The organism is Kitasatospora aureofaciens (genome assembly GCF_019192735.1).
Lineage (GTDB): Bacteria > Actinomycetota > Actinomycetes > Streptomycetales > Streptomycetaceae > Kitasatospora > Kitasatospora aureofaciens_A.
The window spans coordinates 23,803-46,321 of record NZ_JAHTKP010000004.1 but is presented as its reverse complement, the minus strand read 5'-3'; the positions used below and the strand labels follow the sequence as shown (position 1 = coordinate 46,321).

At 71.0% G+C, this 22,519-nt stretch carries 28 protein-coding genes; 11 read left to right on the top strand and 17 right to left on the bottom strand.

All coding sequences use genetic code 11. From position 1 onward, the window contains the following. Positions 1-190: 190 nt before the first annotated feature. The 3 genes from KV557_RS05855 to KV557_RS05845 all read left to right on the top strand — a co-directional run bounded on the left by KV557_RS05855 (position 191) and on the right by KV557_RS05845 (position 1,965). Positions 191-739 carry a nucleoside-triphosphatase gene (locus KV557_RS05855; RefSeq protein WP_218198653.1) on the top strand — a complete coding sequence of 183 codons (549 nt, stop codon included), beginning with the start codon at positions 191-193 and terminating at the stop codon, positions 737-739. A gap of 28 nt (positions 740-767) precedes the next feature. Continuing rightward, positions 768-1,112, top strand: coding sequence for a hypothetical protein (locus KV557_RS05850; RefSeq protein ID WP_218198652.1), 345 nt, complete (start codon positions 768-770; stop codon positions 1,110-1,112). A 235-nt stretch (positions 1,113-1,347) separates the two neighbouring features. After that, positions 1,348-1,965, top strand: coding sequence for a hypothetical protein (locus tag KV557_RS05845; protein WP_218198651.1), 618 nt, complete (start codon positions 1,348-1,350; stop codon positions 1,963-1,965). A 21-nt stretch (positions 1,966-1,986) separates the two neighbouring features. Here the strand turns inward: KV557_RS05845 and KV557_RS05840 are convergent, their stop codons facing one another. After that, entirely contained in the window at positions 1,987-3,156 is a 1,170-nt protein-coding gene (locus KV557_RS05840; protein WP_218198650.1) for an NAD(P) transhydrogenase subunit alpha, read from the bottom strand. Between the two features lie 166 nt (positions 3,157-3,322). On the opposite strand from KV557_RS05840, the gene KV557_RS05835 reads away from it, so the two are divergent. Next, positions 3,323-6,991, top strand: coding sequence for a hydantoinase B/oxoprolinase family protein (locus tag KV557_RS05835; RefSeq protein ID WP_218198649.1), 3,669 nt, complete (start codon positions 3,323-3,325; stop codon positions 6,989-6,991). Between the two features lie 18 nt (positions 6,992-7,009). Here KV557_RS05835 and KV557_RS44800 read toward each other — a convergent pair whose 3' ends face one another. Beyond that, a complete protein-coding gene (locus tag KV557_RS44800) occupies positions 7,010-7,492 on the bottom strand; it encodes a DUF3237 domain-containing protein (RefSeq protein ID WP_218198864.1) in 483 nt (160 codons plus the stop codon). A gap of 5 nt (positions 7,493-7,497) precedes the next feature. Between KV557_RS44800 and KV557_RS05825 the strand changes: the two genes are divergently transcribed. Further along, entirely contained in the window at positions 7,498-9,681 is a 2,184-nt protein-coding gene (locus KV557_RS05825) for a SpoIIE family protein phosphatase (protein WP_218198648.1), read from the top strand. A gap of 815 nt (positions 9,682-10,496) precedes the next feature. Next, complete coding sequence (locus KV557_RS05820) at positions 10,497-10,742, top strand: hypothetical protein (protein ID WP_218198647.1); 246 nt, start codon at positions 10,497-10,499, stop codon at positions 10,740-10,742. Positions 10,743-10,858: 116 nt separating this feature from the next. On the opposite strand, the gene KV557_RS05815 is transcribed toward KV557_RS05820, so the two are convergent. The 4 genes from KV557_RS05815 to KV557_RS05800 all read right to left on the bottom strand — a co-directional run bounded on the left by KV557_RS05815 (position 10,859) and on the right by KV557_RS05800 (position 12,661). Further along, positions 10,859-11,023: a hypothetical protein gene (locus KV557_RS05815; protein WP_218198646.1), complete on the bottom strand. Its 165-nt coding sequence runs from the start codon at positions 11,021-11,023 to the stop codon at positions 10,859-10,861. Between the two features lie 29 nt (positions 11,024-11,052). After that, positions 11,053-11,409 carry a PRC-barrel domain-containing protein gene (locus KV557_RS05810; protein WP_218198645.1) on the bottom strand — a complete coding sequence of 119 codons (357 nt, stop codon included), beginning with the start codon at positions 11,407-11,409 and terminating at the stop codon, positions 11,053-11,055. Positions 11,410-11,672: 263 nt separating this feature from the next. Beyond that, a complete protein-coding gene (locus KV557_RS05805) occupies positions 11,673-12,182 on the bottom strand; it encodes a hypothetical protein (RefSeq protein WP_218198644.1) in 510 nt (169 codons plus the stop codon). Positions 12,183-12,412: 230 nt separating this feature from the next. Further along, positions 12,413-12,661, bottom strand: coding sequence for a hypothetical protein (locus tag KV557_RS05800; RefSeq protein ID WP_256176997.1), 249 nt, complete (start codon positions 12,659-12,661; stop codon positions 12,413-12,415). A 203-nt stretch (positions 12,662-12,864) separates the two neighbouring features. Between KV557_RS05800 and KV557_RS05795 the strand changes: the two genes are divergently transcribed. After that, complete coding sequence (locus tag KV557_RS05795; protein WP_218198643.1) at positions 12,865-13,860, top strand: acyl-CoA desaturase; 996 nt, start codon at positions 12,865-12,867, stop codon at positions 13,858-13,860. Positions 13,861-14,273: 413 nt separating this feature from the next. Here the strand turns inward: KV557_RS05795 and KV557_RS05790 are convergent, their stop codons facing one another. From KV557_RS05790 to KV557_RS05775, 4 genes are all read right to left on the bottom strand, one after another. Then, positions 14,274-14,612, bottom strand: coding sequence for a PRC-barrel domain-containing protein (locus KV557_RS05790; protein WP_256177027.1), 339 nt, complete (start codon positions 14,610-14,612; stop codon positions 14,274-14,276). 61 nt (positions 14,613-14,673) lie between these two features. Further along, positions 14,674-14,868: a hypothetical protein gene (locus KV557_RS05785; protein ID WP_256176996.1), complete on the bottom strand. Its 195-nt coding sequence runs from the start codon at positions 14,866-14,868 to the stop codon at positions 14,674-14,676. 428 nt (positions 14,869-15,296) lie between these two features. Further along, a complete protein-coding gene (locus tag KV557_RS05780; RefSeq protein ID WP_256176995.1) occupies positions 15,297-16,328 on the bottom strand; it encodes a YihY/virulence factor BrkB family protein in 1,032 nt (343 codons plus the stop codon). 39 nt (positions 16,329-16,367) lie between these two features. After that, a complete protein-coding gene (locus KV557_RS05775) occupies positions 16,368-16,529 on the bottom strand; it encodes a YqaE/Pmp3 family membrane protein (protein ID WP_218198641.1) in 162 nt (53 codons plus the stop codon). 356 nt (positions 16,530-16,885) lie between these two features. Between KV557_RS05775 and KV557_RS05770 the strand changes: the two genes are divergently transcribed. The 4 genes from KV557_RS05770 to KV557_RS05755 all read left to right on the top strand — a co-directional run bounded on the left by KV557_RS05770 (position 16,886) and on the right by KV557_RS05755 (position 18,107). Beyond that, positions 16,886-17,041, top strand: a complete 156-nt coding sequence (locus KV557_RS05770) for a DUF6131 family protein (protein WP_218198640.1) — start codon at positions 16,886-16,888, stop codon at positions 17,039-17,041. 39 nt (positions 17,042-17,080) lie between these two features. Further along, positions 17,081-17,527, top strand: coding sequence for a hypothetical protein (locus tag KV557_RS05765; protein WP_218198639.1), 447 nt, complete (start codon positions 17,081-17,083; stop codon positions 17,525-17,527). Positions 17,528-17,596: 69 nt separating this feature from the next. Beyond that, on the top strand, positions 17,597-17,770 hold the full coding sequence (locus tag KV557_RS05760; RefSeq protein ID WP_218198638.1) for a CsbD family protein: 174 nt from the start codon (positions 17,597-17,599) through the stop codon (positions 17,768-17,770). Positions 17,771-17,948: 178 nt separating this feature from the next. Then, positions 17,949-18,107: a DUF397 domain-containing protein gene (locus tag KV557_RS05755; RefSeq protein WP_308129778.1), complete on the top strand. Its 159-nt coding sequence runs from the start codon at positions 17,949-17,951 to the stop codon at positions 18,105-18,107. A gap of 52 nt (positions 18,108-18,159) precedes the next feature. On the opposite strand, the gene pip is transcribed toward KV557_RS05755, so the two are convergent. The 7 genes from pip to KV557_RS05720 form a co-directional block, all read right to left on the bottom strand. Beyond that, positions 18,160-19,119: a prolyl aminopeptidase gene (gene pip, locus KV557_RS05750; RefSeq protein WP_218198636.1), complete on the bottom strand. Its 960-nt coding sequence runs from the start codon at positions 19,117-19,119 to the stop codon at positions 18,160-18,162. A gap of 64 nt (positions 19,120-19,183) precedes the next feature. Then, entirely contained in the window at positions 19,184-19,384 is a 201-nt protein-coding gene (locus KV557_RS05745; RefSeq protein ID WP_218198635.1) for a hypothetical protein, read from the bottom strand. Next, positions 19,357-20,526: a methyltransferase domain-containing protein gene (locus KV557_RS05740; protein ID WP_218198634.1), complete on the bottom strand. Its 1,170-nt coding sequence runs from the start codon at positions 20,524-20,526 to the stop codon at positions 19,357-19,359. Before KV557_RS05740 ends, KV557_RS05745 begins: the two co-directional genes overlap by 28 nt. Then, entirely contained in the window at positions 20,523-20,675 is a 153-nt protein-coding gene (locus tag KV557_RS05735) for a hypothetical protein (RefSeq protein ID WP_218198633.1), read from the bottom strand. Before KV557_RS05735 ends, KV557_RS05740 begins: the two co-directional genes overlap by 4 nt. A 150-nt stretch (positions 20,676-20,825) precedes the next feature. Next, a complete protein-coding gene (locus KV557_RS05730; protein WP_218198632.1) occupies positions 20,826-21,674 on the bottom strand; it encodes a helix-turn-helix domain-containing protein in 849 nt (282 codons plus the stop codon). Positions 21,675-21,689: 15 nt separating this feature from the next. Further along, a complete protein-coding gene (locus KV557_RS05725; RefSeq protein ID WP_218198631.1) occupies positions 21,690-22,217 on the bottom strand; it encodes a DUF6879 family protein in 528 nt (175 codons plus the stop codon). Continuing rightward, on the bottom strand, positions 22,189-22,482 hold the full coding sequence (locus KV557_RS05720; RefSeq protein ID WP_308129777.1) for a hypothetical protein: 294 nt from the start codon (positions 22,480-22,482) through the stop codon (positions 22,189-22,191). Before KV557_RS05720 ends, KV557_RS05725 begins: the two co-directional genes overlap by 29 nt. Between the last annotated feature and the right edge of the window lie 37 nt (positions 22,483-22,519).

The window sequence follows — 22,519 nt, the reverse complement described above, 5'->3', positions numbered from 1 at the left end:
AGACGAAGCGGCACCCTCGGCCGGGGTGGAACACCGGCCTCCCCCGTCGCCGTCCGCGGCTCCGGCCCGCGCGGGCGCGCAGCGGGAGGCGGTCGTCCGTACGGCGCCGGGCGCGGCCGCCCGGTGGGAGGCTGGTAGCAGGACCACCCAACCCGACCGCCCGCCCGCGGTCCTCGCTGCGGAGCGCCCAATGCCGACGAGGATTCTGCTGGAAGGACGCCCCGGCAGCGGAAAGACCACCGCGATTCGCCGGTTGGCGGCGCTGTTGCGCGCCCGGGAGACTGTCGGCTTCACCACGGAGGAGATCCGTGCGGACGGTACCCGGGTCGGCTTCGCCCTGGAGACGTTGGCGGGCCGGCGGGCCGTGCTCGCCCATGTCGGCTTCCCTGGGCCGCCGCGGGTCGGGCGGTACGGCGTCGACCTGGGGGTCATGGCGCGGCTGGCGCTGCCGTCCCTGGCCGACGCAGCTTCGGACGCGACCGACGCGCCGGCCGCGCGGAAGCTCGTGCTCATCGACGAGCTCGGACGGATGGAACTGGCGTACCGCCCGTTCGAGGACGCCGTCCGGGCCCTGTTCGCCGCCGACGTCGACGTCGTCGCCACCGTGCAGGCGCAGCCCGGTCCGCTCACCGACGCCCTCAAGCACCGCACCGACGTCGAGCTCCTCCGCCTCACCCGGGCGAACCGGGATGCCCTCCCGGAGCAGCTGGCGGCACGCTTGGAGCCGGCGCGGCGCTGAGCCGGCAGCGCAGGAGAGGACTGACGCGATGGCCCGCCACGGTCGGACCGCAGCCGCGATCACCCGACGAGGCGACGCCTGGAACGCCGGGCTGCTGCGCGCCTCCGCCCGCTGGGCCGAGCGCGCCGGCCGGTGCGGCGGCTGGACTCGCCGCGGCGTCGAGCGGTGCCGCCGCTGGGCGCGCGAGGGGGCCCGGCGGCCCGGCGAGATGGCGCCCCCGTCGTGGTTCTTCATCGCCCTGCCGTTCGGCATCGCCTGGTACCGGGTGATCGGCGGCACGGCGTGGGCGTGGTGCCGGCTGGCCCGCTGGTCCTGCCGGATCCTCGCCCGCGCCGTCTACGGACTGCTCACCGCGCTGGCCTTCGCCCTGTGAGGCCTTCCCGCCGTCCTGACCACCAGCCTCCTCGCCCTCCTCCGCCGCCCGACCCGCCGGAGCCACGCTCACCAGCAGCCACGCAGCGGCGAACGCCTTGCCCGCCTGGCCGAGGACGGGGACGCCGCTGCGCCCGCCGCGGACGTGATCGACGAGGCCGAGGCGGCGCTGGGCCGGCGGGGTGACACTGGTCCTGGGGCAGGGGCGGCCGTCCGCGAAGGATTGGAGTCGACGGATGCCTGGTGTCGGAGACGGCTCGTACCGCGCGCTGGTCGCGGAGCTGGCCGGCCTGGTCCGGCTGGCGCACACCGCTCTGCGCGGGGCGACCGCCCCGCTGGCGGATCCGGAGGGTGCGGCCGAGGGGGTGGAGGCCGCGGAGAAGGCCCTGGCGGAGCTGCGGGCCCGGATCGAGGAGGACGCGGCGGGCACGCTCGGCGGGCGGGCCGGGGTGGTCGTGGGCGTCCATGTGGGGACCGAGGCCGAGGCCCTCGGGCAGCTCGCCCAGCGGTTGCTGGAGGCGGCCTGGGTACGCCAGCAGCGGGAACCGTTCGACGAGTGGCTGCGGGCCCCGCTGGGCGGGATCGCGGACGCGGCCCTGGACCTGGTCGCTCGGGCGGCCGACGTCCTGGAATCCGGTGCGCCCGAGGGCGTCGCCGACGTTCTGGCCGAGGTGCACGAGGTCGGGCAGCGCCAGCGGCTTCTCTACGAACTGTTGATCCGTGGCGTGGACGTGGACGCCGACCCGGTCGACGCCGCCGACCTCGTGCTGCTGTCCTGCTGCTACCAGCAGTGCGCCGCCCACGCGGGGGCCATCGCCCGCCATGCCGTGCTGTTCTCGCACGTCGAAGCCTGAGGCTACGGTCGAAGCCTGAGGTTACGGCAGGCCCGCCACCGCGGTCGCCTCCAGCAGCAGCAGCCGCCTGGTGGGTTCGTGCCGCACCGTCCCCCCGTGGGTCACCAGCATCGGCCCCAGGACCGGGTCGGCCGGGTCGACGACCGGCGTTCCGTCGCGCAGCAGGCGGGCGAGCAGCGCGACCGCGTTGTGGGCGTACGCGCGGGACGCCGTGCCGGGCACCTGGGCGGCGAGGTCCCCGGCGCCGATCACCGTGACCCCGTCGCCGACGAGCATGGTGGTGTCCGGCAGGACGCCCTCGATGTTGCCGCCCTCCGGCCCGGCGGCCAGGTCCACCAGCACCGATCCGGGCCGCATCCGCGCCACCGCGGCCGTGGTGAGCAGGACCGGGGGCATCCGGCCGGGGAGTCCGAGGGCGGTCACCACGAGGTCGTGCTGGGTGACGGCCTCGGCGAGCCCTGCCGTCCAGGCGGAGCGCTCGTGGTCGAGGGCGTCCCACAGCTCCCGGTCGTCGGCCACCGGGTGGAGGCCGGGTAGTTCCAGCAGGCCGACCCCCAGCGCGGCCACCGCGGCCCGCTCAGGGCGGCGGAGCTCGACCGCGCGGACCTGCGCGCCGAGCCGCCGCGCCGTGTCGACCGCCTGGAGACCCGCGTGACCGGCGCCGACCACCAGGACCCGGACCGGGTCGAAGAGCGCGTCGGCCGTGCCCCAGGGCGGCAGGCAGCGGTCCAGCCGGGCGGCGGCGAGCAGGACCGCCCGGTAGCCGGCGACCCTGGCCTGGGAGGTCTCGGCGTCGAGAGGGTATCCGGCGGACAGCGCGGGCGGCACCAGGTCGAGGCCGACCGCCGTGACACCCCGGTTGGCCCACTGCCGCACCCGGTACGGGATCCGGTGCGGGCACAGCATCGCGGCCAGCACCTGCCCGGGGTGCAGGCCGTGCTCCGGGTCGACGGTCGGCGGGCGGACGCCGAGCAGCACGTCCGCCCGGCGCAGCAGGTCGGCTCGCCCGGCCACGGCGGCACCGGCCGCACGGTAGTCGGCGTCGTGGTGCCCGGCGAGGGCGCCGGCGCCGGGCTCGACCAGGACCGTCGCACCGAGGCGGCCGACGGCCGGCACCAGGTCGGGTACGAGAGCCACCCGGCGCTCGCCCGGCGCGGTCTCCCGGAGCACCCCCACCGTCGTGGTCGTCATCACCGCCTCCTGGGTCGGCCTGCAGTGCTCAGCACGTGGCCCACCGCCCAGTATGTCCCGTTTGCCCGGCCCGTTCGCCCGGTCGGATACTCGTGCCCGGGGCCACTCTGGCGCAGGGCACCGACGGCGGCCGACCCGCCGTACGGCACGGCGGAGGGAGCCGGTCATGGCGGCATCCAGGGGCTGGCAGTTCTGGGTGGACCGCGGCGGGACCTTCACCGACGTCGTCGCGCTCGCCCCGGACGGCCGCCTGCTGACCCACAAGCTGCTCTCGCACGATCCCGCCCGCTACCGCGACCCCGCCGTGGCCGGGATCCGCGCCCTGCTGCCGCCCGGAGACGCGCGGATCGACGCCGACCGGATCGACACCGACCGGATCGACGCTGTCCAGGTCGACGGCGGCCAGGTCGACGGCGGCCAGGTCGACGCCGGTCGGATCGACGCCGTCCGGATGGGCACCACGGTGGCCACCAACGCCCTGCTGGAGCGCACCGGCGAGCCGACCGCCCTGGTCATCACACGCGGCTTCGCGGACGCGCTGCGGATCGGCTACCAGAACCGGCCGCAGATCTTCGCCCGCGCGATCGTCCTGCCCGAGCCGCTGTACGCCCGCGTGGTCGAGGTGGACGAGCGGATCGCCGCCGACGGCACGGTGCTGCGCCCGCCCGATCTCGACCGGCTCGCCGAGGACCTGCGCCGCTGCCTGCGCGACGGCATCCGGTCACTCGCCGTCGTCTGCCTGCACAGCTACCTGCACCCCGCGCACGAGCGGGCGATCGGCCGTCTCGCCGAGCAACTCGGCTTCGCCCAGGTCTCGTTGTCCAGCGAGACGAGCCCGCTGATGAAGCTGGTGCCGCGCGGCGACACCGCCGTGGTCGACGCCTACCTCTCCCCCGGGCTGCGCCGCTACGTCCGGCAGGTGGCCGACGAGCTGGCGGGCGTCCGGCTGATGTTCATGCAGTCCAACGGCGGCCTGGCCGAGGCCGGGCACTTCCGCGGCAAGGACGCGATCCTCTCCGGCCCGGCCGGCGGCATCGTCGGCATGGTGCGGATGTCCCAACTGGCGGGCCACGAGCGGGTGATCGGCTTCGACATGGGCGGCACGTCCACCGACGTCTCGCACTTCGCGGGCGAGTACGAGCGGGTGGTGACCACGCAGGTCGCCGGGGTGCGGCTGCGGGCGCCGATGCTGGCGATCCACACCGTCGCGGCGGGCGGCGGCTCGGTGCTGCGCTTCGACGGCGGACGGCTGCGGGTCGGGCCGGATTCGGCGGGCGCCGACCCGGGCCCGGCCTGCTACCGGGGCGGCGGGCCGCTGACCGTCACCGACGCCAACCTGCTGCTCGGCCGCATCCAGGCCGACCACTTCCCGCGTGTCTTCGGGCCGGACGGCGACCAGCCGCTCGACCTCGATCTGACTCGACGTCAGATCTCCGAACTGGCCGACGATATCGGCACCAGCTCACCGGAGGAGGCCGCCGAGGGGTTCTTGCGCATCGCCGTCGGCAACATCGCCAACGCCATCAAACGGATCTCCGTCCAGCAGGGCCACGACGTCACCAGGTACGCGCTGACGACCTTCGGCGGCGCCGGCGGCCAGCACGCCTGCGCGGTGGCCGAGGCGCTGGGCATCCGCACCGTGCTGGTCCCGCCGATGGCCGGCGTGCTGTCCGCCCTCGGCATCGGCCTGGCCGACACCACCGTCCTGCGCGAGCGCGCCGTCGAACGCCCGCTGGCGGACGAGGAGATGGCCGCCGTGCGCGCCCTGGCCGACGAGCTGGCGGCGGCCGCCACCGCCGAACTGCTCGACCAGGGCACCCCGCCGGCACGGATCCGGCTGACGTACCGGGCCCGGCTGCGCTACCAGGGCACCGACACCACCCTCGGCGTCCCGATGGGTGAACCCGCCGCGATGGCCGCCGACTTCGAGGAGCGACACCGCGCCACCTACTCCTTCCTGATGGACCGCCCGCTCGTGATCGAGGCCCTCGCCGTCGAGGGCACCGGGCTCACCGAGCAGCCCGAACTCGACGCCCTCTCCCCCACCCCCACCAAGCCAAAGGCCGAACCCGGCACAGTCCCGCTGTACACGGGCGGCGCCTGGCGCCAAGTCCCGCTGCTGGAACGCGAGTCGATGCACCCTGACGACACCGTCACCGGCCCGGCCGTGATCGCCGAGGCCAACGCCACCACCGTGGTGGACGACGGCTGGCGGGCCACCATGACGCCGACCGGACACCTGCTGGTCGAGCGGATTGCGGCCCGGGTCGAACCGTCCGTCTCCACCCGGGCCGACCCGGTCATGCTGGAGATCTTCAACAACCTCTTCATGGCGATCGCCCAACAGATGGGCGCCCGCCTGGAGTCCACCGCCCAGTCCGTCAACATCAAGGAGCGGCTCGACTTCTCCTGCGCCCTGTTCGACCCGGACGGCAACCTGGTCGCCAACGCGCCGCACATCCCCGTCCACCTCGGCTCGATGGGCACCACCGTGAAGGAGGTGATCCGTCGCCGCGGCCCGCAGATGCGCCCCGGCGACGCCTACGCCGTCAACGACCCGTACCACGGCGGCACCCACCTGCCCGACATCACCGTGGTGACCCCGGTCTTCGACCCGCCCGGCCGCGAACTGCTGTTCTTCGTCGCCTCCCGAGGCCACCACGCCGAGATCGGCGGCATCACCCCCGGCTCGATGCCCGCTGCCAGCCGCGAGATCCACGAGGAGGGCGTGCTCTTCGACAACTGGCCGCTGGTGACGGACGGTCGACTGCGCGAGGCCGAGACCGTGCGCCTGCTCACCGAGGCGCCGTACCCCTCCCGCGACCCGGCCACCAACCTCGCCGACCTGCGCGCCCAGATCGCCGCCAACCGCAAGGGCGTCGAGGAGGTCGGCGCGATGATCGGCCAGTTCGGCCTCGACGTCGTCCAGGCCTACATGCGGCACGTCCAGGACAACGCCGAGGAGGCCGTGCGCCGTGCCGTCGCCGGCCTGTCCGACGGCGGCTACCGCTACGAGACCGACTCCGGCGCCGTCATCGCCGTCCAGGTCCGGGTCGACCACGAACACCGCACCGCCACCATCGACTTCACCGGCACCTCGCCCCAGCTCGACAGCAACCTCAACGCGCCGTCCGCCGTCGTCACCGCCGCCGTCCTGTACGTCTTCCGCACCCTCGTCGCCGACGACATCCCGCTCAACGACGGCTGCCTGCGCCCGCTGCGGATCGTCGTCCCGCCCGGCTCGATGCTCGCCCCGGTGTACCCCGCCGCGGTCGCCGCCGGCAACGTCGAGACCTCCCAGGCCATCACCGGAGCGCTGTACGCCGCCCTCGGCGTCCAGGCCGAGGGCTCCGGCACGATGAACAACCTCAGCTTCGGCAACGAACACCACCAGTACTACGAGACCATCGCCTCCGGCTCCGGCGCCGGCCCCGGCTTCCCCGGCGCCGACGTCGTGCAGACCCACATGACCAACTCCCGCCTCACCGACCCCGAGGTCCTGGAGTGGCGCCTGCCCGTCCTCGTCGAGGAGTTCGCCGTCCGCCCCGGCAGCGGCGGCGCCGGCCGCTGGCCCGGCGGCGACGGCGCCCTGCGCCGGCTCCGCTTCCGCGAACCCATGACGATCAGCCTGCTCTCCGGCCACCGCCGGGTACCGCCCTACGGGATGGCCGGCGGCTCCCCCGGCGCGCTCGGCGCCAACCACATCCTGCGCGGCGACGGCACCGTCGACGGCCTGCCCGGCTGCGCCAACGCCGACGTGGCGGCCGGTGACGCCCTGGAGATCCGCACTCCCGGCGGTGGCGGCTACGGCAAGCCCGGTGGTGACGGTGCGTAGCCCCTTCACCGGCGGGAGTCACGGACGGTATACAGCGGGCGTCGAACTGCTCCTAGCGTGAAAGAGACCGGCGCTCCCTGATCCACCCGCGCCGCCCGCAACACCCCGCGAGCAGTGGCTCGGGCGGCCTGTCTCGTACCGCTTGGTCGGCTCGGCCAGATCGGCCCGTAGCTCGGGCGGCATGACCCAGCGGCCGCCGTAGGTCATGTGCACCAGGGCGTCGTCGTGGGTGCGCAGGGTCAGCCTTACGTCCGGCGCCATCGCCCCGTCGGGGCGGAACAGCGCCCAGTCCCTGCCGCCGAGCAGCACCTCGCCGTGCAACCGCGGCCCGCGGAAGGAGCCGCCCGCGGAGCCGAGGAGGGTCCGTCGGCCAAGGGGCCGGGAGCCGCAGGGATCCCCATCTTCAGGGCGGGTCGAATCCGGGACCTGGAATCCGCGTAGCGGTGTGTCATCGTGGGGGTAGGGCGCGACGGCGCGGTCGGCTAATGCAGGAGAGGGCAGCTGTCATGTCCCTACAGCCTGATCGCCTTGGCTCTGCCACGACACATCTCGGGTCCCCGCACTGGCGGAGCAGGGAGTACGCGGACCTGTTCGGGCAGGCTCCGGCGATCTTCGCTGCGCTGAGCGGCCCGAGGCATCTGCTGGAGGCAGCGAATTCGGCGTTCTTCGAGGCCTGTGGAGGCGACCGCAGGCGCACCGGCGTGCCGATCGGAGAACTGATTCCGGAACTGGCTTCGCAGGGCGTCCTCGACCGGCTCGATGCGGTGTACCGCACCGGCACCGCGTACCGGGCCCAAGGCAGGCGGCTCGTGCTCGGTGAGCCGGGGGCGGAGCGGGAGGGGTTCTTCGACTTCACCTACGAGCCCCGCCGAGACCTGGTCGGCCAGGTCGACGGAGTAGTGGTGATCGCGGTGGAGACCACCGCGTACCACCATGCCCAGCTCCTGGCCGCCGAGCAGCGCATCCTGCTGGAGCAGATCGCGCGCGACGCCCCGCTGGACGAGATCCTGAGCGGCATGGCCAGGGCTATCGAGGACCTGTCCCCGGAAATGATCGTCTCGGTGCTGCTTGTCGATGCCGACGGCCGGCACCTGCGGCACGGCACCGGCCCGACCCTGCCCGCCTTCTACAACGAGGCGGTCGACGGGATCGCCATCGGCGACGGCGTCGGCTCGTGCGGCACGGCCGCCTTCCTGCGCGCGCCAGTGATCGTCACCGACATCGCCACCGATCCCCGGTGGGAGGGCTATCGCGACTTGGCAAAGCGGGCTGAGGTCGCGGCATGCTGGTCCACCCCGATCGAAGGAGTGGACGGTCGGCTGCTGGGCACCTTCGCGATATACCACCGCACCCCCAAGGCCCCCGAGGACAAGGACGTGGCGCTCAGCGCCGCGTTCACCCGCATTGCCGCCCTGGCCATCGAACGCCACCGCGCGGTGGAGGCAGGCCATGCCGCCCAGCAGCGTGAGAAAGCGGCCCGTGAGGACTTGGCTTTCGTGTTGGACGCCAGCACCGCCATCACGCGCGAGCTGCACTATTTCGACTGCCTGCAGTGCCTGGCCCGGCTGACCGTGCCGACCTTGGCGCCACTGTGCGCCGTCCACGTGGTCGAGGGTGGCCAGACCCGGCGGATCGCCGTGGCCGCCTCCACCCGGGCCGAGGAAGGCCTCCTCGCCTCCCCTGAACTGAGCGACGAGGTCGACAACGCGGTTGCTCGTGTACTGGCCTCCGGCACCACCGAGACCGACCACTTCGGCGCCCGTACGGGCGGTCTCTTTGCGCAGCTCGGCGTCACCGGTTACGTGTGCGCGCCGCTGGCCACTCGCGGCGGCACCTTCGGCGTACTGACCCTGCTGGCTACTGACCGGCCGATGGACAGCCACATCGTCGCCCTGGCCGAGGAGCTCGCCCGCCGGGCCGCATCCAGTGCTGACAACGCCCACCAGTTCACCGACCGCGTCCAACTGGCCCGCGACCTGCAGGCAGGCCTGCTGCCTCCCGAGTTGCCCAGGATTCCCGGCACCACTCTGGCGGCCTCGTACCATCCCGCCGGCGAAGGACTCGACGTTGGTGGCGACTTCTACGATGTCTTCCCGCTGTCCGACGACTGCTGGGCGCTCATGATAGGTGACGTGTGCGGGCGCGGTGCTCTGGCCGCCACCACCACCGGCATGGTCCGCCACACCGCACGCGCCGCCGCCCGTCTCCTGAACGACCCGGCGGCGGTGGTCGCCGCCATCAACGACGCTCTGGCAGATAACACCGCCGACGAGGACTGCTTCGTTTCACTCGTCTACGCCGAACTGCGGCAGACCGCATCCCACCTCGCACTGAACCTGATTCGCGCCGGCCACGTACCCCCACTCGTACGCCGCGCCGACGGCACGGTCGAAGAACTCGCCCAACCAGGCATGCTCCTGGGTATCGGCCCCGACCCCGACGGGTCTGCTTGCAGCATCGACCTGTATCCGGGCGACGCTCTGATCCTGGTCACCGACGGCATCACCGAGGCGCGCTCAGCCGACGGCGAGTTCTTCGGTGAGGACCGCTTGGCTGAGGCCCTCGTCACGCTTGAGGCCACGTCCCCGACCGCCACCGCCCTCATTGAGACCGTCACCGCCGCAGTCGCCGCCTTCGCAGCTGATTCCACCATCGACGACCAGGCCGTGCTGGTTCTCACCGCCACTTGACAGTGACCGGCGCCGCAGAGGCCGTGAAAGAAGCGCTGTGAGCGGTCCGGGCCTTCGTCTTGCCTGCTCGGGCACTGCGGAGGATACGAGATTCGAACTCGTGAGGGGTTGCCCCCAACACGCTTTCCAAGCGTGAATGTCTTCCCGGGTCCGTCGGTCTTCGATAAGCGCGGTCCATTGAGCAGCAACTGCAGCGCGGTCCGGCACCGTATGGTCATCGGTCATCCCCGCGTGGTCCCGTATCGATCGCTGACGAGCCGGCGGGCTCCCGGCCGCCGGTCGTCCCATGACAACCTCCCGGACCCGCTGTATCCACCTCCGATGTCGGTGCACGGTATCCCGGGCCCGGGACGGTCATCGCGGTGGGTCGAACGGCCCCGGTCCGGCCGCCGACCGGACCTGCTCCCGCGGGCCTGCTCGGCGGCCTCGCCCACCCAGTACGCGTCGCGGACGACGCCACCGACCTCTACCTGCCCGCCCGGATCAGCGGGTGGTGGGAGGGCTGGTCGGGGCGGTGCGACTCCGTGAGCTACATGTCACTCATGAAATGCGCTGACCTGCGCTGGTGTCAGTTCTGTTCGGCCGCAGGTCGTCCAGACTGCAGAGTTTGGTTGTCAGTTGGGTACACGCTCACGACCAAGGGAGACGAACGTCTGTGCGCTTGATTCTCGGAAATGCCCCTCCTGATAGGGATCTTCGCCGTAGGTTCGTCCTACGTGATCAGGTCATGACGGAGGGCGGGGGGCGTGGCCTACGCCGCCGTTTGCCCGGCGTGTCAGTAGAGCGAGCGGTTACCCGCGCGGCATCCTTGGTCGATGACACTCGGACGTCGCGACCGTCGCCGCTCCAGCGCCTGTGCCCTGGGCGTTCTGCTTGAGGAACTCGACGCCCCGATGGCTGCCGCCGAGCTGCGGCCGACCCAGCTGACCGCATCAGATCCGCGTTCCGGGACCGCCGGCTGCTGTGCGACCACCTGCACCGAGCACCTGACGATGGGCGGGACACGCGTGCGGACCACCTGGCACCAGCCGCACTGCGAGGAGGATCGGAGTGCCCGTTGACGGTGTACGGACTTCGGCCAGGCTCGCCCCCCAGGCCAGGCACCCGCGCTCGTCCCGCGGACCGACTGCGAGCCAGGCCGACCCGTCGGCCTGTCAGTCGCGCGGTTGTCCGCGTGTCAGCGCAGGGATCGCCGGTTCCTGATCGAGCGCACGGCCAGGAACACCACGTCGGCGACGAGGAGGAGGACGGCGACGGCGATCAGGTAGAACAGTCCGTGCACCAGGATGCCGACGACGCCCAGCACGATCGCCACGATGACGACCACGAGGAAGAGAACCATCACATGCCTCCGTCATCGATCGACGGCGCTCAGCGGCGGGCGAGCTGGCGCTCGCCTGCGGCGCCGCTCTGGTAGGGCAGGCCGTAGTGCTGGAAGACGGCCTCCTCGTCCCCCGCAGGCAGGATGTCGTCGGTCCCGATCGCGGGGCAGTCCTTCACCAGTGCCTTGGCGTAGGCCACTTTCACGTACCCGGGCCCGACCGAGGCGCCTTCGAGGGGGACGAAGACCAGTCGGTGGCGGGTGGGCAGGCCGACCTGGATGGTGGCCATGGCCGGCTCGTCGGTACTGGTGTCGACGTAGATCGCCTCCAGCGTGCCGATCTTGTGTCCCTCGGCGTCGACGACGTCGTGAGTACGCCATTCGCGAATGTCTTCGATCTGGATCACCGTCGTCCCCTTGCTGTGGTCGCCGGCCCGGGCAGATTACTGGTGCACTTCCCAGCCTGCTCCCGCTCGCCTGCCTTCACCAGCGGTCGCGGGGTTACGGTCTGTGATCAGCGGAGCCGGCTGCGATCCCTGCCTTGGGGCAGGGTGGGGTGATCGCTGGTCCGCGGCCTGGCGCTTCGGCCGGATGTCTGTGGTCTGCTCGTGCGGAATCTGGGTGAGGTCGAGGTGGCGCGCGGCCGTGCGGCGTGTCTTTGCTGCACTGCTCAGGTGTTGAGCAGGCGGTTGAAGAACGAGCGGTAGCGCCGCAGTGCGATGCGCAGTTCCTCGGTCGGTACCTCGTCGCCGCGGTGCCACTGGCCCTCAAGCTCCTGCTTGTGTGCGGCGAAGGTGGTGGCGAGTGCCTGCATCGCTTCGGCGACCAGGGTGTCGGCCGCCTGCACGGCGTTTCGCGGGTCGTCGACGAACTCGCTCTGAACCTTCTGCCACCGGGAGCGGAACTCCTCCTGGTCCGCCCCCAGCAGGGGTTCGCTCTCCTCGGCCGCTTCCGGGTCTTCGGCGGGCTCGGATGTGTGTGCGTCGCCTTTCTCCCGGTCTTCCGCCACGGCCTCCTGCCCGCTGCCCTCTCGCTCGGTGGTGGTGGCTTCCCCGGGGAACGCCGGTGGCGAATCCGCCCAACGGTCCTGAGCCTGTTCGCCGGTGTCCTGTCGGGCGCCGGCCAAGTCCTCGGTGGACAGGCCGCCCTCGCTCGGCTCGGGTGTCTCTGGGCTGTGCATCTCTTCACTTCCGTTTCGGCTTGCGGCCTACCCGCGGCCGTCGGCAGGATCGGCACGCCGGCTCAACTCGCCGGTATCGGCTCAGGCACGGCTGTCCCGTGGCCGGTCGCCGTCGCACGGGCGGTGGCGTCCCGTGCAGGGATGGTCGGCCCTCAGCGTCATCTCCTCCCGGGCCGTGAGTCCTTCAGCGACGTGATCGGCGATCACGGCTGGGAGACGGCCCGTCACCGTCACCGTCGGCGGAGCGGGCGCGGGCCTGGGCGGCGCCGGGCCGAGCGCACGGCGAGGAACACCACGTCGGCGATGAGGAGAAGAACACCGATGGCGAGCAGAAACAGCAGTCCGTGGACGACGGCGCCGATGGACACCAGCAGCACCAGGACCAGTCCGATGACGGCCAGGATGATCCATATGGCCCACCGGATGGCGATCGTGGCGACGAACCCGACGGCGAGCGGAACCACTGCGAGGACGATCACGGTGACCTGGGGTCGCGCGAGGACTTCTGCCCTCACTGTGATCCGCCTGGCCGCGGGGGGCAAACGGGTGGACCTCGCGCACGTGGGCGTTCAGCGGGCGCCGCTCTCGGCGGCATGCCGCCTACCGTGGAGAAAGAGGCGTGTCACCCGGAGTTCGGCCTGCGCGCCGGCCGTGCTATGGACGAGACGGCGAGGAGCCCACGATGGCCACTTCGAAGCGGACCGGGGCCTCTTCAGAGCCCTCGGCGGCTCAGGTGCCCTACGTCTACGACGGAACGTCACCCTTCCCCCGGGATGAGCAGGCGGCCGGGACGAGGGCGCCGAGGTGGCAGTTGACGCCGGTCGCGGTGATCGTGGCATTCCCGTTCCTGGCGCTGGCCCTGGCGGGATGGGTGCTGTGGGGACGCCTGATCGGACCGGTGGACGTGATGCTCGCCCTGGTGCTGTACGTCGTCACCGGACTGGGCGTGACGGTGGGCTTCCATCGTGGCCTGACCCATCACGGCTTCACCCCCCGCCCTGGCCTGGGTGTGATGCTGGCGGTGGCGGGGTCGATGAGCTTCCAAGGGAATGTGATCGCGTGGGTGGCCACCCACCGCCGCCACCACGCGTTCACCGACCGCCCCGGGGACCCGCACTCGCCGTTTCGCTACGGCACCAGCCTGCGCGGCCAGCTGCGCGGCCTGGCCCACGCCCACGTGGGCTGGCTGTTCGCCGGCACAGTCACCGCAGCGGAACGCTACGCCCCCGATCTGCTCGCGGACCGGCGCATGCGCGCCGTCTCGCGTGCCTTTCCCGCGCTCTGTGTACTCTCGCTCGCGCTGCCCTTCGGCGCGGGCTGGGTGATCGGCACCACCCTGCACGACGCGCTGACCGCCCTGCTGTGGGGCGGGCTGGTGCGGGTCGCGCTCCTCCAGCACGTGACGTGGAGCGTCAACTCTCTGTGCCACCTGATCGGGAACCGGCCGTTTCGCACCCGCCGCTACGACCGCGCGACCAACCTGTGGCCCCTTGCCCTGCTGTCCTTCGGGGAGAGCTGGCACAACACGCACCACGCGGATCCCACCTGCGCGCGCCACGGCGTCGACCGCCGTCAGATCGACCCCTCCGCCGCCGCCATCCGTTTGCTGGAGCGCGTCGGCTGGATCACCGACGTGCGCTGGCCCGTCGCCGCCCGCCTGGACGCCCGGCGACGCTGAGCAGCACCGGCTTTCTTTGCGGGCACGTACCGCGAGATGGTCAAGGCGTGGGGGGGGTATCGGGTGCTGAGGGCGCCCGGCGGCAGGTGATCCAGTACTCGCGCCCGTGCCAGCTCACGCCCAGCCGGCACTCCAGCGCCGGACTGACCGGACGCTCCGCTTACCGTGGCACGCGCGGAGAAGGCACACACTTGCCGCCACGGCAGTGACGTGGCGCACGGTCCCCCCTGGCCGTGCGCCGCGTGCGATGAGGGTGGACGCCCATTCGTGAGCGGATCATCGCCGGCATCCGGAGCGAGGCCCTTGGCCATCTCCTGGTCACGGGCCAGGCCCACGCCCGGTAGGTACTGGCCAGCTGCCACCCTGCACAGACCTGCGCCTCCCGCGCACGTCGGGAGCCGCAGCCGGGTGGATCAGTTGTGGTCGCGGCCGTAGTACTGGGCGACCTGGTCGCGGTAGCCGCTGTCCCCGCGGTGCTTGTCCTGGTCGTACTCGGGTGCGTGCTTGATCTGCTCCTTGGTTCGGTTGACGTTGATCTTCTCTTCCTTCATGTCGACGCGCACGACGGTGCCGGCGGGCAGCAGGACGTGCTTGCCGAAGATCCACGGGCCGGTGTTGACCACGAGGTAGGCGGAGCCGACCTCCTCGGTGGCCTCGTCGACCTTGCCGATATGGCCGTCGGTCGCCTCGACCTTGAAGCCGACCAGACTCACGCCGGGCGTGTAGTGCGACTCGGGGTTGTAGCTCCACATGTCGGTCACGGAGGTGTCTCTTCTCTGGATAGGGTGCGGGGCTGTGCGTTGCGCCGGGCGGTCAGGTGTCCAGGCGGCTGTCGCGGCCGTCTTGGGCGTCCGCGCTGTCCTCGTCGAGCCGGTGGTCGTCGTGGGCGGGGTAACGCAAGCCGTGGCACTGGCCGACTGGCAGGGTGATCTTGACGGCGTGGGTGCCGTCGGGGCGCTCGGTCAGCGGGTGGGCGCTGGGCTGGCAGTCGTTGACGTCGCCTACCATGCTGACTGCCCCACGGCCGGGTGGCCGACGGACAGGACGAATGTGACCTCGGTGCGGTCCTTGGCTCGTACGCTCCAATGGAACGTCAGCTCCTCACCTCGGGGAAATGTCACTGCGATCCTCGCGCGTCGCGGCGGTGCGGGCCATGCGGTACTGCACGACCCGGCACGGCTGTCACCCGAACGGCCAGGTACCGGGGGAGCCGAGGTCGGCAGAGGGTGACGGATGGCGTCGGCGATCTCGGCCGCCTCCGGGGTGGCTTCGAGCGTTACCGGATGTGCTGAGCCTTGGGGCGGGGCGGGTGATCGCTGCTCCGCGGCCTGGCGCTTCGGTCGGATGCCTGCGGTCTGATCGTGCGGAACCTGGGCGAGGTCGAGACGGCGCGCAGTCGGCCGGTGCGCCGCTTGATGGGGCGGCAGGCGCAGGAGTCAGTGGCCGGGTCTGTCGTGGTCTTGTGGGGGGTCGGGTGGTGTTTTGGGGGTGTCGCGGGGTTCGGGGTGGGGTTCTTCCTCGGGTGGGTGGCCGGCTTGGATGGCTCGTCCGCGTTCCAGCTCGAAGTTGAACTCCAGGCCCAGCAGGATCGCGAGGTTGGAGACCCAGAGCCACAGGAGGAAGAGGATTACGACTCCGATGCTGCCGTAGGTGCTGTTGAGGCTGCTGAAGTTGGCGACGTAGAAGGCGAACACGCCGGATGCGATGATCCACAGGGCTACGGCGACCAGGCTCCCGGGCAGGATCCAGCGCAGCTTGGGCCGTTTGGCGTTGGGAGCGGCCCAGTAGAGCAGGGTGACCATCGCGATGACGATGACGATCAGGACGGGCCATTTGGCGATGTCCCATACCTGCACGGCGTTCTCGCTGACTCCGAGGATCTTCCCTGTCCCGGTGGCCAGTGTGCCGGTGAAGACGACGCCGGTGGCGGTCAGCGCGAGGAGCACGACGAACACGACGGTCAGGGCCAGTCGTGCGGGCAGGGTCTTCCAGAGCGGGCGGCCTTCGTCGATGCCGTAGACGTTGTTGGCGGCGCGCATGAAGGCCGCGATGTAGCCGGAGGCGGACCATAGGGCCAGGACGATCCCGATGGCCAGCGCGAAGCCAGCCCTGCCCTGGTCGGCCTGAAGTTGCTGCACCACGGTGGTGAGGATCTGGCGGACGGATCCGGGGCCGAGGTCGCGAAGGTGGTCGAGCAGCGGCTTGGTGGCCGAGCTGCCGACCAGTCCCAGGATCGACACCAGGGCGAGCAGGGCGGGGAAGATCGCCAGCAGGCCGTAGTAGGTGAGCGCGGCTGCCGCGTCGCTGAGGCTGTCGGCCTTGAACTGCTTGGTGGTGCGTTTCAGAACGCCCCACCACGACCCCTTGGGCAGATCGGTCGGGCTCTCAGTGGGACCGGCTCCACCTGTGGCGGGCCTGGTCTCGTCGGCCGTGCTGCTGTGCCGGTGTTCGTTGTCGTGTCGTGACATGGGTGCCAACCCGGCGTGTGGGGTGCGTGTTTCGGGGTCTCAGTCCTTGATCACCTGGTAGATGCCGTAGATGACTCCGGGCACGTGGCCGCACAACTGAAGGAGGAAGGCCCAGAGCACCTTGATACTCGGCCCGTCCTTGATCAGTACTGCCAGGAACGGCAGGACCAGGCACAACAGCACCAAAAGGACCTTGACCATGATCATCCCTCGTTCGGAGGTGTGATGGTCGGCGGCACGGTCGCCGCTCTTTCATGGTCTCACCGCCGGCCGCCCGGTGGGGACCGGCCGAGCGGGAACGGCGGGTGCGTATGGGTGGACAAAATCGGGGCTGCGCGGATGGCCTCGAGCGGGCGGGTCAGCCCGGCCGGGCGCGCGCCGCCTGTCCGGGTCGGTGCCATCCCCTCGAAGCCTTGTGAGCCGCCGACCGCTTCCGTTCGGGAGCGGGCAGCCCCGGTCGACGGCTCCGGTTCCGGGGCCCGATCGCGACTTGTTTGGCCGCGTGACCAGCGGGAATCAAGTCACCTTGAGGGGGTCTTGCGAGCCTGGAGGTCGCGATGATTGTTCTCGGAGTGATTCTGCTCGTCGTTGGGTTCGTCGCCAAGATCGCCATCCTGTGGACCATCGGGATCGTCGTGGCCGTGATCGGACTGATCCTTTTGCTACTGGGGTCCGTGGGGCACGCGGTCGGCGGACGGCGGCACTACTGGTAGGGCGTTCGGCGCGTACGCGGTAGATACCCGGAGGACGTCATGTTCGTCATCATCGGGCTCATCGTCCTAGCAGCTGCGGTCATCGTCGGTGTCGCTGGCGTCCTCAGCAACGCCGGCAGCGCCCACGCACTCGGGCACGAGTTCGCGGTATTCGGCTACCACGTGACCGGCTCTACCGGCACGCTGTTCCTCTACGGCATCGTGGTCGGCGCCGTTGGCCTTCTCGGGCTGAGCCTCCTCCTGGGCGGTGCACGCCGCACTGCTCACCGCGGTCACGCCAGGCGCGGTCAACTCAAGAAGTCCCGACACGAGACGGCTGCTGCCGTCCAGGAACGAGACGACCTGATCGACCAGCGCGACGCCGCCCGCACCGACACGGCGAACGCGCGGGAGAACAGCTCACCCCATGACGACCGCCACCAGCAGGCGGACGACGGCCACCACCGGAGAGTCCACCTCTTCGGGCGCCGGGGCGCTCATCGGTAGGCCGCCACCATCTCGCGCAGGCCGCCGACCGGCCCGCTCCGGCATTCGACTGACGAAAGGCGGCTCACCATGGGTATCGCCGAGAAGATCGCGCACAAGGCAGAAGCGGTCAAGGGTGGAGCCAAGAAGAAGGTCGGTCGCGTCACCGGCAGCCGACGTCTCCAGGCCGAGGGCCGAGGTGACCAGGTGAAGGGCAACACCAAGCAGGCCGGGGCGAAGATCAAGGACGCCTTCAAACACTGACTGCGCGCCTACCGGGGGCGCCACCCACAAGCCCGTGACCTGCTGAAAAGCGAACCCGCGAAGGTCGCGCCACCAGCGGGATATTGCCGCCTACGAAGAGATCATGGTGACAGTCTTCGTCGGTCTGTGCCATGTATCGCCAGTAGCCGCAGGCGGGTGGCGGTGGTGGCCGGTGGTGGTGGGCGATGGGGTAGGCCCAGGCGAGGAGGGCGAGGAGGAGGGTGAAGGGGAGGACGGTGCCGTCCTCGTCCGCGACTCCAAGGACAAGGCCGGCCCCCACCTCACCTTCTCCCCCACCGCCTGGCAGGCCTTCGTCGACCTCGCCCGCACCCTCTAACACCCCGCCCGGCACCCGGCCCTTGTACGGCTCGGTCGTCGTCCTGTACGGATCACCGGTCCTTGAACTCCTCGATGGCCTCCCGGATCACCTGCCCCATCGCTTCGCTCCCGGCGTGCCCGGAGTCCTCGATGATGTGGAGCCGCGCGTCCGGCCACGCCTTCGCCAGCTCCCACGCCGTCTGTACCGGGCTGCCCATGTCGTGTCGGCCGTGGACCAGCACGGCCGGGATGCCGGCCAGTTTGTGGGCGTTGCGCAGCAGTTGGTCCTCCTCCAGCCACGCGCCGTTGCTGAAGAAGTGGGCGCAGATCCGTACGAACGCGATCTGCTCGTCGACCTCGCGATCGCTGTACATGCCGGGCACGCCGTTGGGCTCGTTCGAGATGACCGCGTCCTCCCAGGCGAGCCAGTCGGCTGCGGCCTTCTCCCGGATCGCCCGGTCGGGGTTCTCCATCAGCCGCGCGTAGGCCGCGAGCAGGTCGCCGTCCCGCTCGTCCGCGGGGACGCCGTCGCGGAACCGGTCCCACGCCTCGGGGTAGAACCGCCCGGCACCCCGGTAAAGCCAGTAGGTCTCGGAAGGACGGGTCGTCGTCACCGCCGGGATGACCATCTCGCTGACCCGCTCGGGGTGTTGCTGCGCATAGGCCAGGACGAGCGTCGAGCCCCAGGATGCGCCGTTCAGCAACCACCGCTCGATGCCGAGGTGCTCGCGCAGCCGTTCCATGTCGTCGATCAGGTGCTGCGTGGTGTTCAGGCTCATGTCCGCCGCCGGGTCGCTGGCGTGCGGGGTGCTGCGCCCGCAGTTGCGCTGGTCGAAGCGGATGACGCGGTAGCGCTCGGGGTCCCAGGCCCTCGTCGGCCGCTGCGGCGTGCCCGACCCCGGGCCGCCGTGGACGTTCAGGGCGGGCTTGCCTTCAGGGTTGCCGAGCTGTTCGTAGTAGATGCGGTTGCCGTCTCCGGTGTCGAGGAATCCATGGTCGTAGGGAGTGGTCGGAGCATAGAAATCAACCATAACTGCCAATCCTACGACGGCAATTGCAACCAAGCTCCCCCAACTGGGAGAAGTGCGCCGACGACTACTGACGGGGTGTCTCGGCCGCCAGGGTGCCAAGGTGGCCGGCAACCCGCTGGAGCAGTTCCATCAACGCCTCGTCTTCCTCGGGCGAGAGGCACTCCATCATCCGGCCGCTCAGGGCTCCGGACTGCTCGGAGACCCGCTGGTACGCCTGTCGGCCCGCGCCGGTCAGCGTCACCGCACCGTCGTCGGCCAGGTGCACCCAGCCGCGCTCGACGAACCGGCAGGATCGTCCAGCCACGCGTGCCACCCGCCCGGGGTGACGGTGAGGCCGAGACGCTCGACGCCGGGCTCGCCCGCCTCGTGCCACCAGGCGAGGGTCTGCTCGAACTCCTCCCACAGCCGGCGGCCGCCGTACTGGCGCACCCGGTGGGCGGTGTCTCCGTCCCGGAAGGTCGCCGCCGCCCAGGCCGGGGTGGTGAGGGAGTACAGCCACAGGGTCCGAGCGCCGTCATCGTGCGGCTGGACGGCGTGGGTCACATCCCGCAGGCGCAGCCCGGCGGCGAACGGGAACGGATCGAACTTGCCGTGCGGGGGCGGTCCTTCGGTGGTGACGTGTTCGGCGACGGTGCCGCCGTCGGCGGGGTGCTCGGGCCACCGGAGGCGCTGGGAACGCATCTTCATGAACTCGACCGGCTGCAGGAACGGGCCGGACGCAGTGCCGTCGGCGGCGACAGTGAGGCGGACCAGGGCGTCGGCGTTGGAGTAGTGAGTGCCGAACGGGGCGAGGATGATGCCGCCGGGCCGGGTCTGCTCGATCCAGGTGTACGGGATCTGCCGCAGCCCGTAGGTGGCGATGGTCCGGTCGTACGGGGCGCCGGGCTGCCAGCCGAGGGCGCCGTCGCCGCAGACCGCCTCGGGCCGGTAGCCGGCCCGGTGCAGCGCGGCGCGGGCCTGTGCGGCGACCTGCGGGTCGATCTCGACGGTGGTCACGTTCGCATCGCCGAGCCGGTGGGCGAGCAGGGCGGCGTTCCAGCCGGTGCCGGTGCCCTGTTCCAGCACCCGCATGCCGGCCTCGGCCCGGAGGTCGTCCAGCATGGAAGCGACCAGCGAGGGCATCGACGCGGAGCTGGTCGGCACCGTGCCGGGCTCGGTGCCTTGGTGTCCGCCGTCGTCCCACTGCGTGATGATCGGGATGTCCGCCTCGGCTGCCGCGAACCAGCCCGAGTCATCCTCTGCCCGGCAAACAGCCCGGCTGCTGCCGGTGGCCATATCGTGCGCCCAGATCAGGTCCGGGAGGAACAGGCAGCGGGGCACGGCGTCAAAGGCCGGCGCCCAGTCGGCGGCGACGGGGAAGGACCGCCCCTGCGCGGGGCGGCCCTTCTGCTCAGGTGCGAGCGTCACTTCTTGTGGCCTCCGTCGCCGGGCGGGGTGGTGCCGTCGGGGGACGGCGGGTCGGACGGCGGCGTCCACGGCGTCCCGGGGTGCCCGTCACCACCGCCACCGCCTCCACCACCGCCGCGCCCTCCGCCGTCGTTCGCGAGCGTGTCCATCTCCGGGGCTCCTCTCCCTCAGGGGTGGTCGCCGCTCCGCGGGCCCCAGGACCAGGAGGTGCCTCTGGTTCATTTCCCGCGGAGCGGCACTGACGACAGTAGGGAGTAACATCGCCATCACTCAATGTACTTGCGAGTTCTTGCGGGTCTTCATCCGAGGGCGTCGACGGCGTCGGTGATCAGGCGCCGGGCGGCCTCGCCGTGCACCGCCATCTGCGACAACTCGCTGAACGCCTTCGCGTAGTCTGCGAGTTCGCGGGGCTGGGTAACGCTGATCTCCGCCGTCAGTGTCTCCACCGTGCAACTGGCTGCATCGAAGACGTAGAACGCCTCCAGCGGCCACACCGCGCGCTCGTCGGCGAAGGGAATGACCCCGAGGCTGAGCGAGGGCAGCGGCATCACGGTCAGCAGGTGGCACAGTTGACCGGCCATCACCGTGGCATCGCCGATGCGGTAGCGCAGGACGGACTCCTCCAGGACGACGACGAAGCGGTGGCCACCCTCGTACAGGAAGCGGCTGCGAGCGACCCGGGCGGCGACCGCGTCGGTGACGTCGTCGGCGTAGCCCTTGAAGCGGGTGATGCTGGTCAGCAACGCAGTGGCGTAGGCGGGGGCTTGGAGGAAGCCCGGCATGACGTTGGAGGCGTAGACCCGCAGCAGCCTGGTGCTCTCATACCGGTCAAGGCTCTGCTGCTGGGTGCGGGTCAGACCGCCGCGGTGCAGGCGCCGCCACTCCATGTACATCGAGTCGACGGCACGGGCGGTGGCGATCAGGTCCGGCACCTGATCGCCGGCGCCGCATGCGGCGCACCAGGCGCGGATGTCGTCCTCGGAGGGTGCCTTGCGGGCGTTGAGGATGCGCGAGGTCTTGGACTCGTGCCAGCCACAACGCGCAGCAAGCTGCTGCCCGTTGAGGCCGGCGTCCAGCATCAGCTCGCGCAGCCGCGCGGCAACGGCCCGCCGCGCGGCCTGGGCACTGGAGGATGGAGAAGCGGGCATACGTAGGCAGGGGAATCAGACGGTGTACCGCTCGTGCGGGACGCCGCGCTCCCAGACGGCCTCGAACGCACTGGCGCAGAGCTTCACCACAGCTGGGTCCTCCGTGTAGGTCAGGCGCGGCTCGGCCCAGGCCCCGTCCCCGGTGAAGTGGTTGAACAGCACCTTCGCGTCGTCGAACAGCCACAAGTCGTTGCCCGGCAGTGCCAACTCCGAGGCCAGCCGGCGGGGCAGCCAGCGGACCTGCTCGCCGAGCTCGATGTTGGCCGCGGTCAGGGCGTGCTCGTAGCGGATGTAGTCAGTCACCGGCTCGGAGACGATCCGGGCCCGGCGCAGCACGACCCCGCGGCCGGCAACCTCCCTGACCATCTCACCCCAGCGCGACCAATGCGCCGAGGAGGTGTCCGTGTTGACGTACCCGCTGCGTAGGTACTCGGCGAACCCGCCGCTGTCCTGTCCGGCGTAGGTATCGCGCATCTCCAGGTGCACAGCGGACCGCTGGGCATCCTGGAGCAGCTCAGCGAAGCTCGGTACGCTCAACGTCATCGCATGCATTCCTCAGCATCGGGATCATCCGGGCAGGGATTCGGACCACGGCCTCCGTCTCCGGGATTCCGGTGCCGTGGCCCGCAGCCCACTCCATGCTCTCGATCACGGACAGCATCGTGTCGTTCGGCTTCCAGCCCTGGACAACGATCTCCCCGGCGTCCCGGTCCACCCACACCGTCGGCGATCCCTCGTGCTCCGTGTTCGGGTCGATTCCGATGAACTGTAGATCCACGACGCCCTCCCGCACCAGGCCGGTTGCCACATCTTGCACTTCACCGTCCCGCGACGTCCAACGAGGT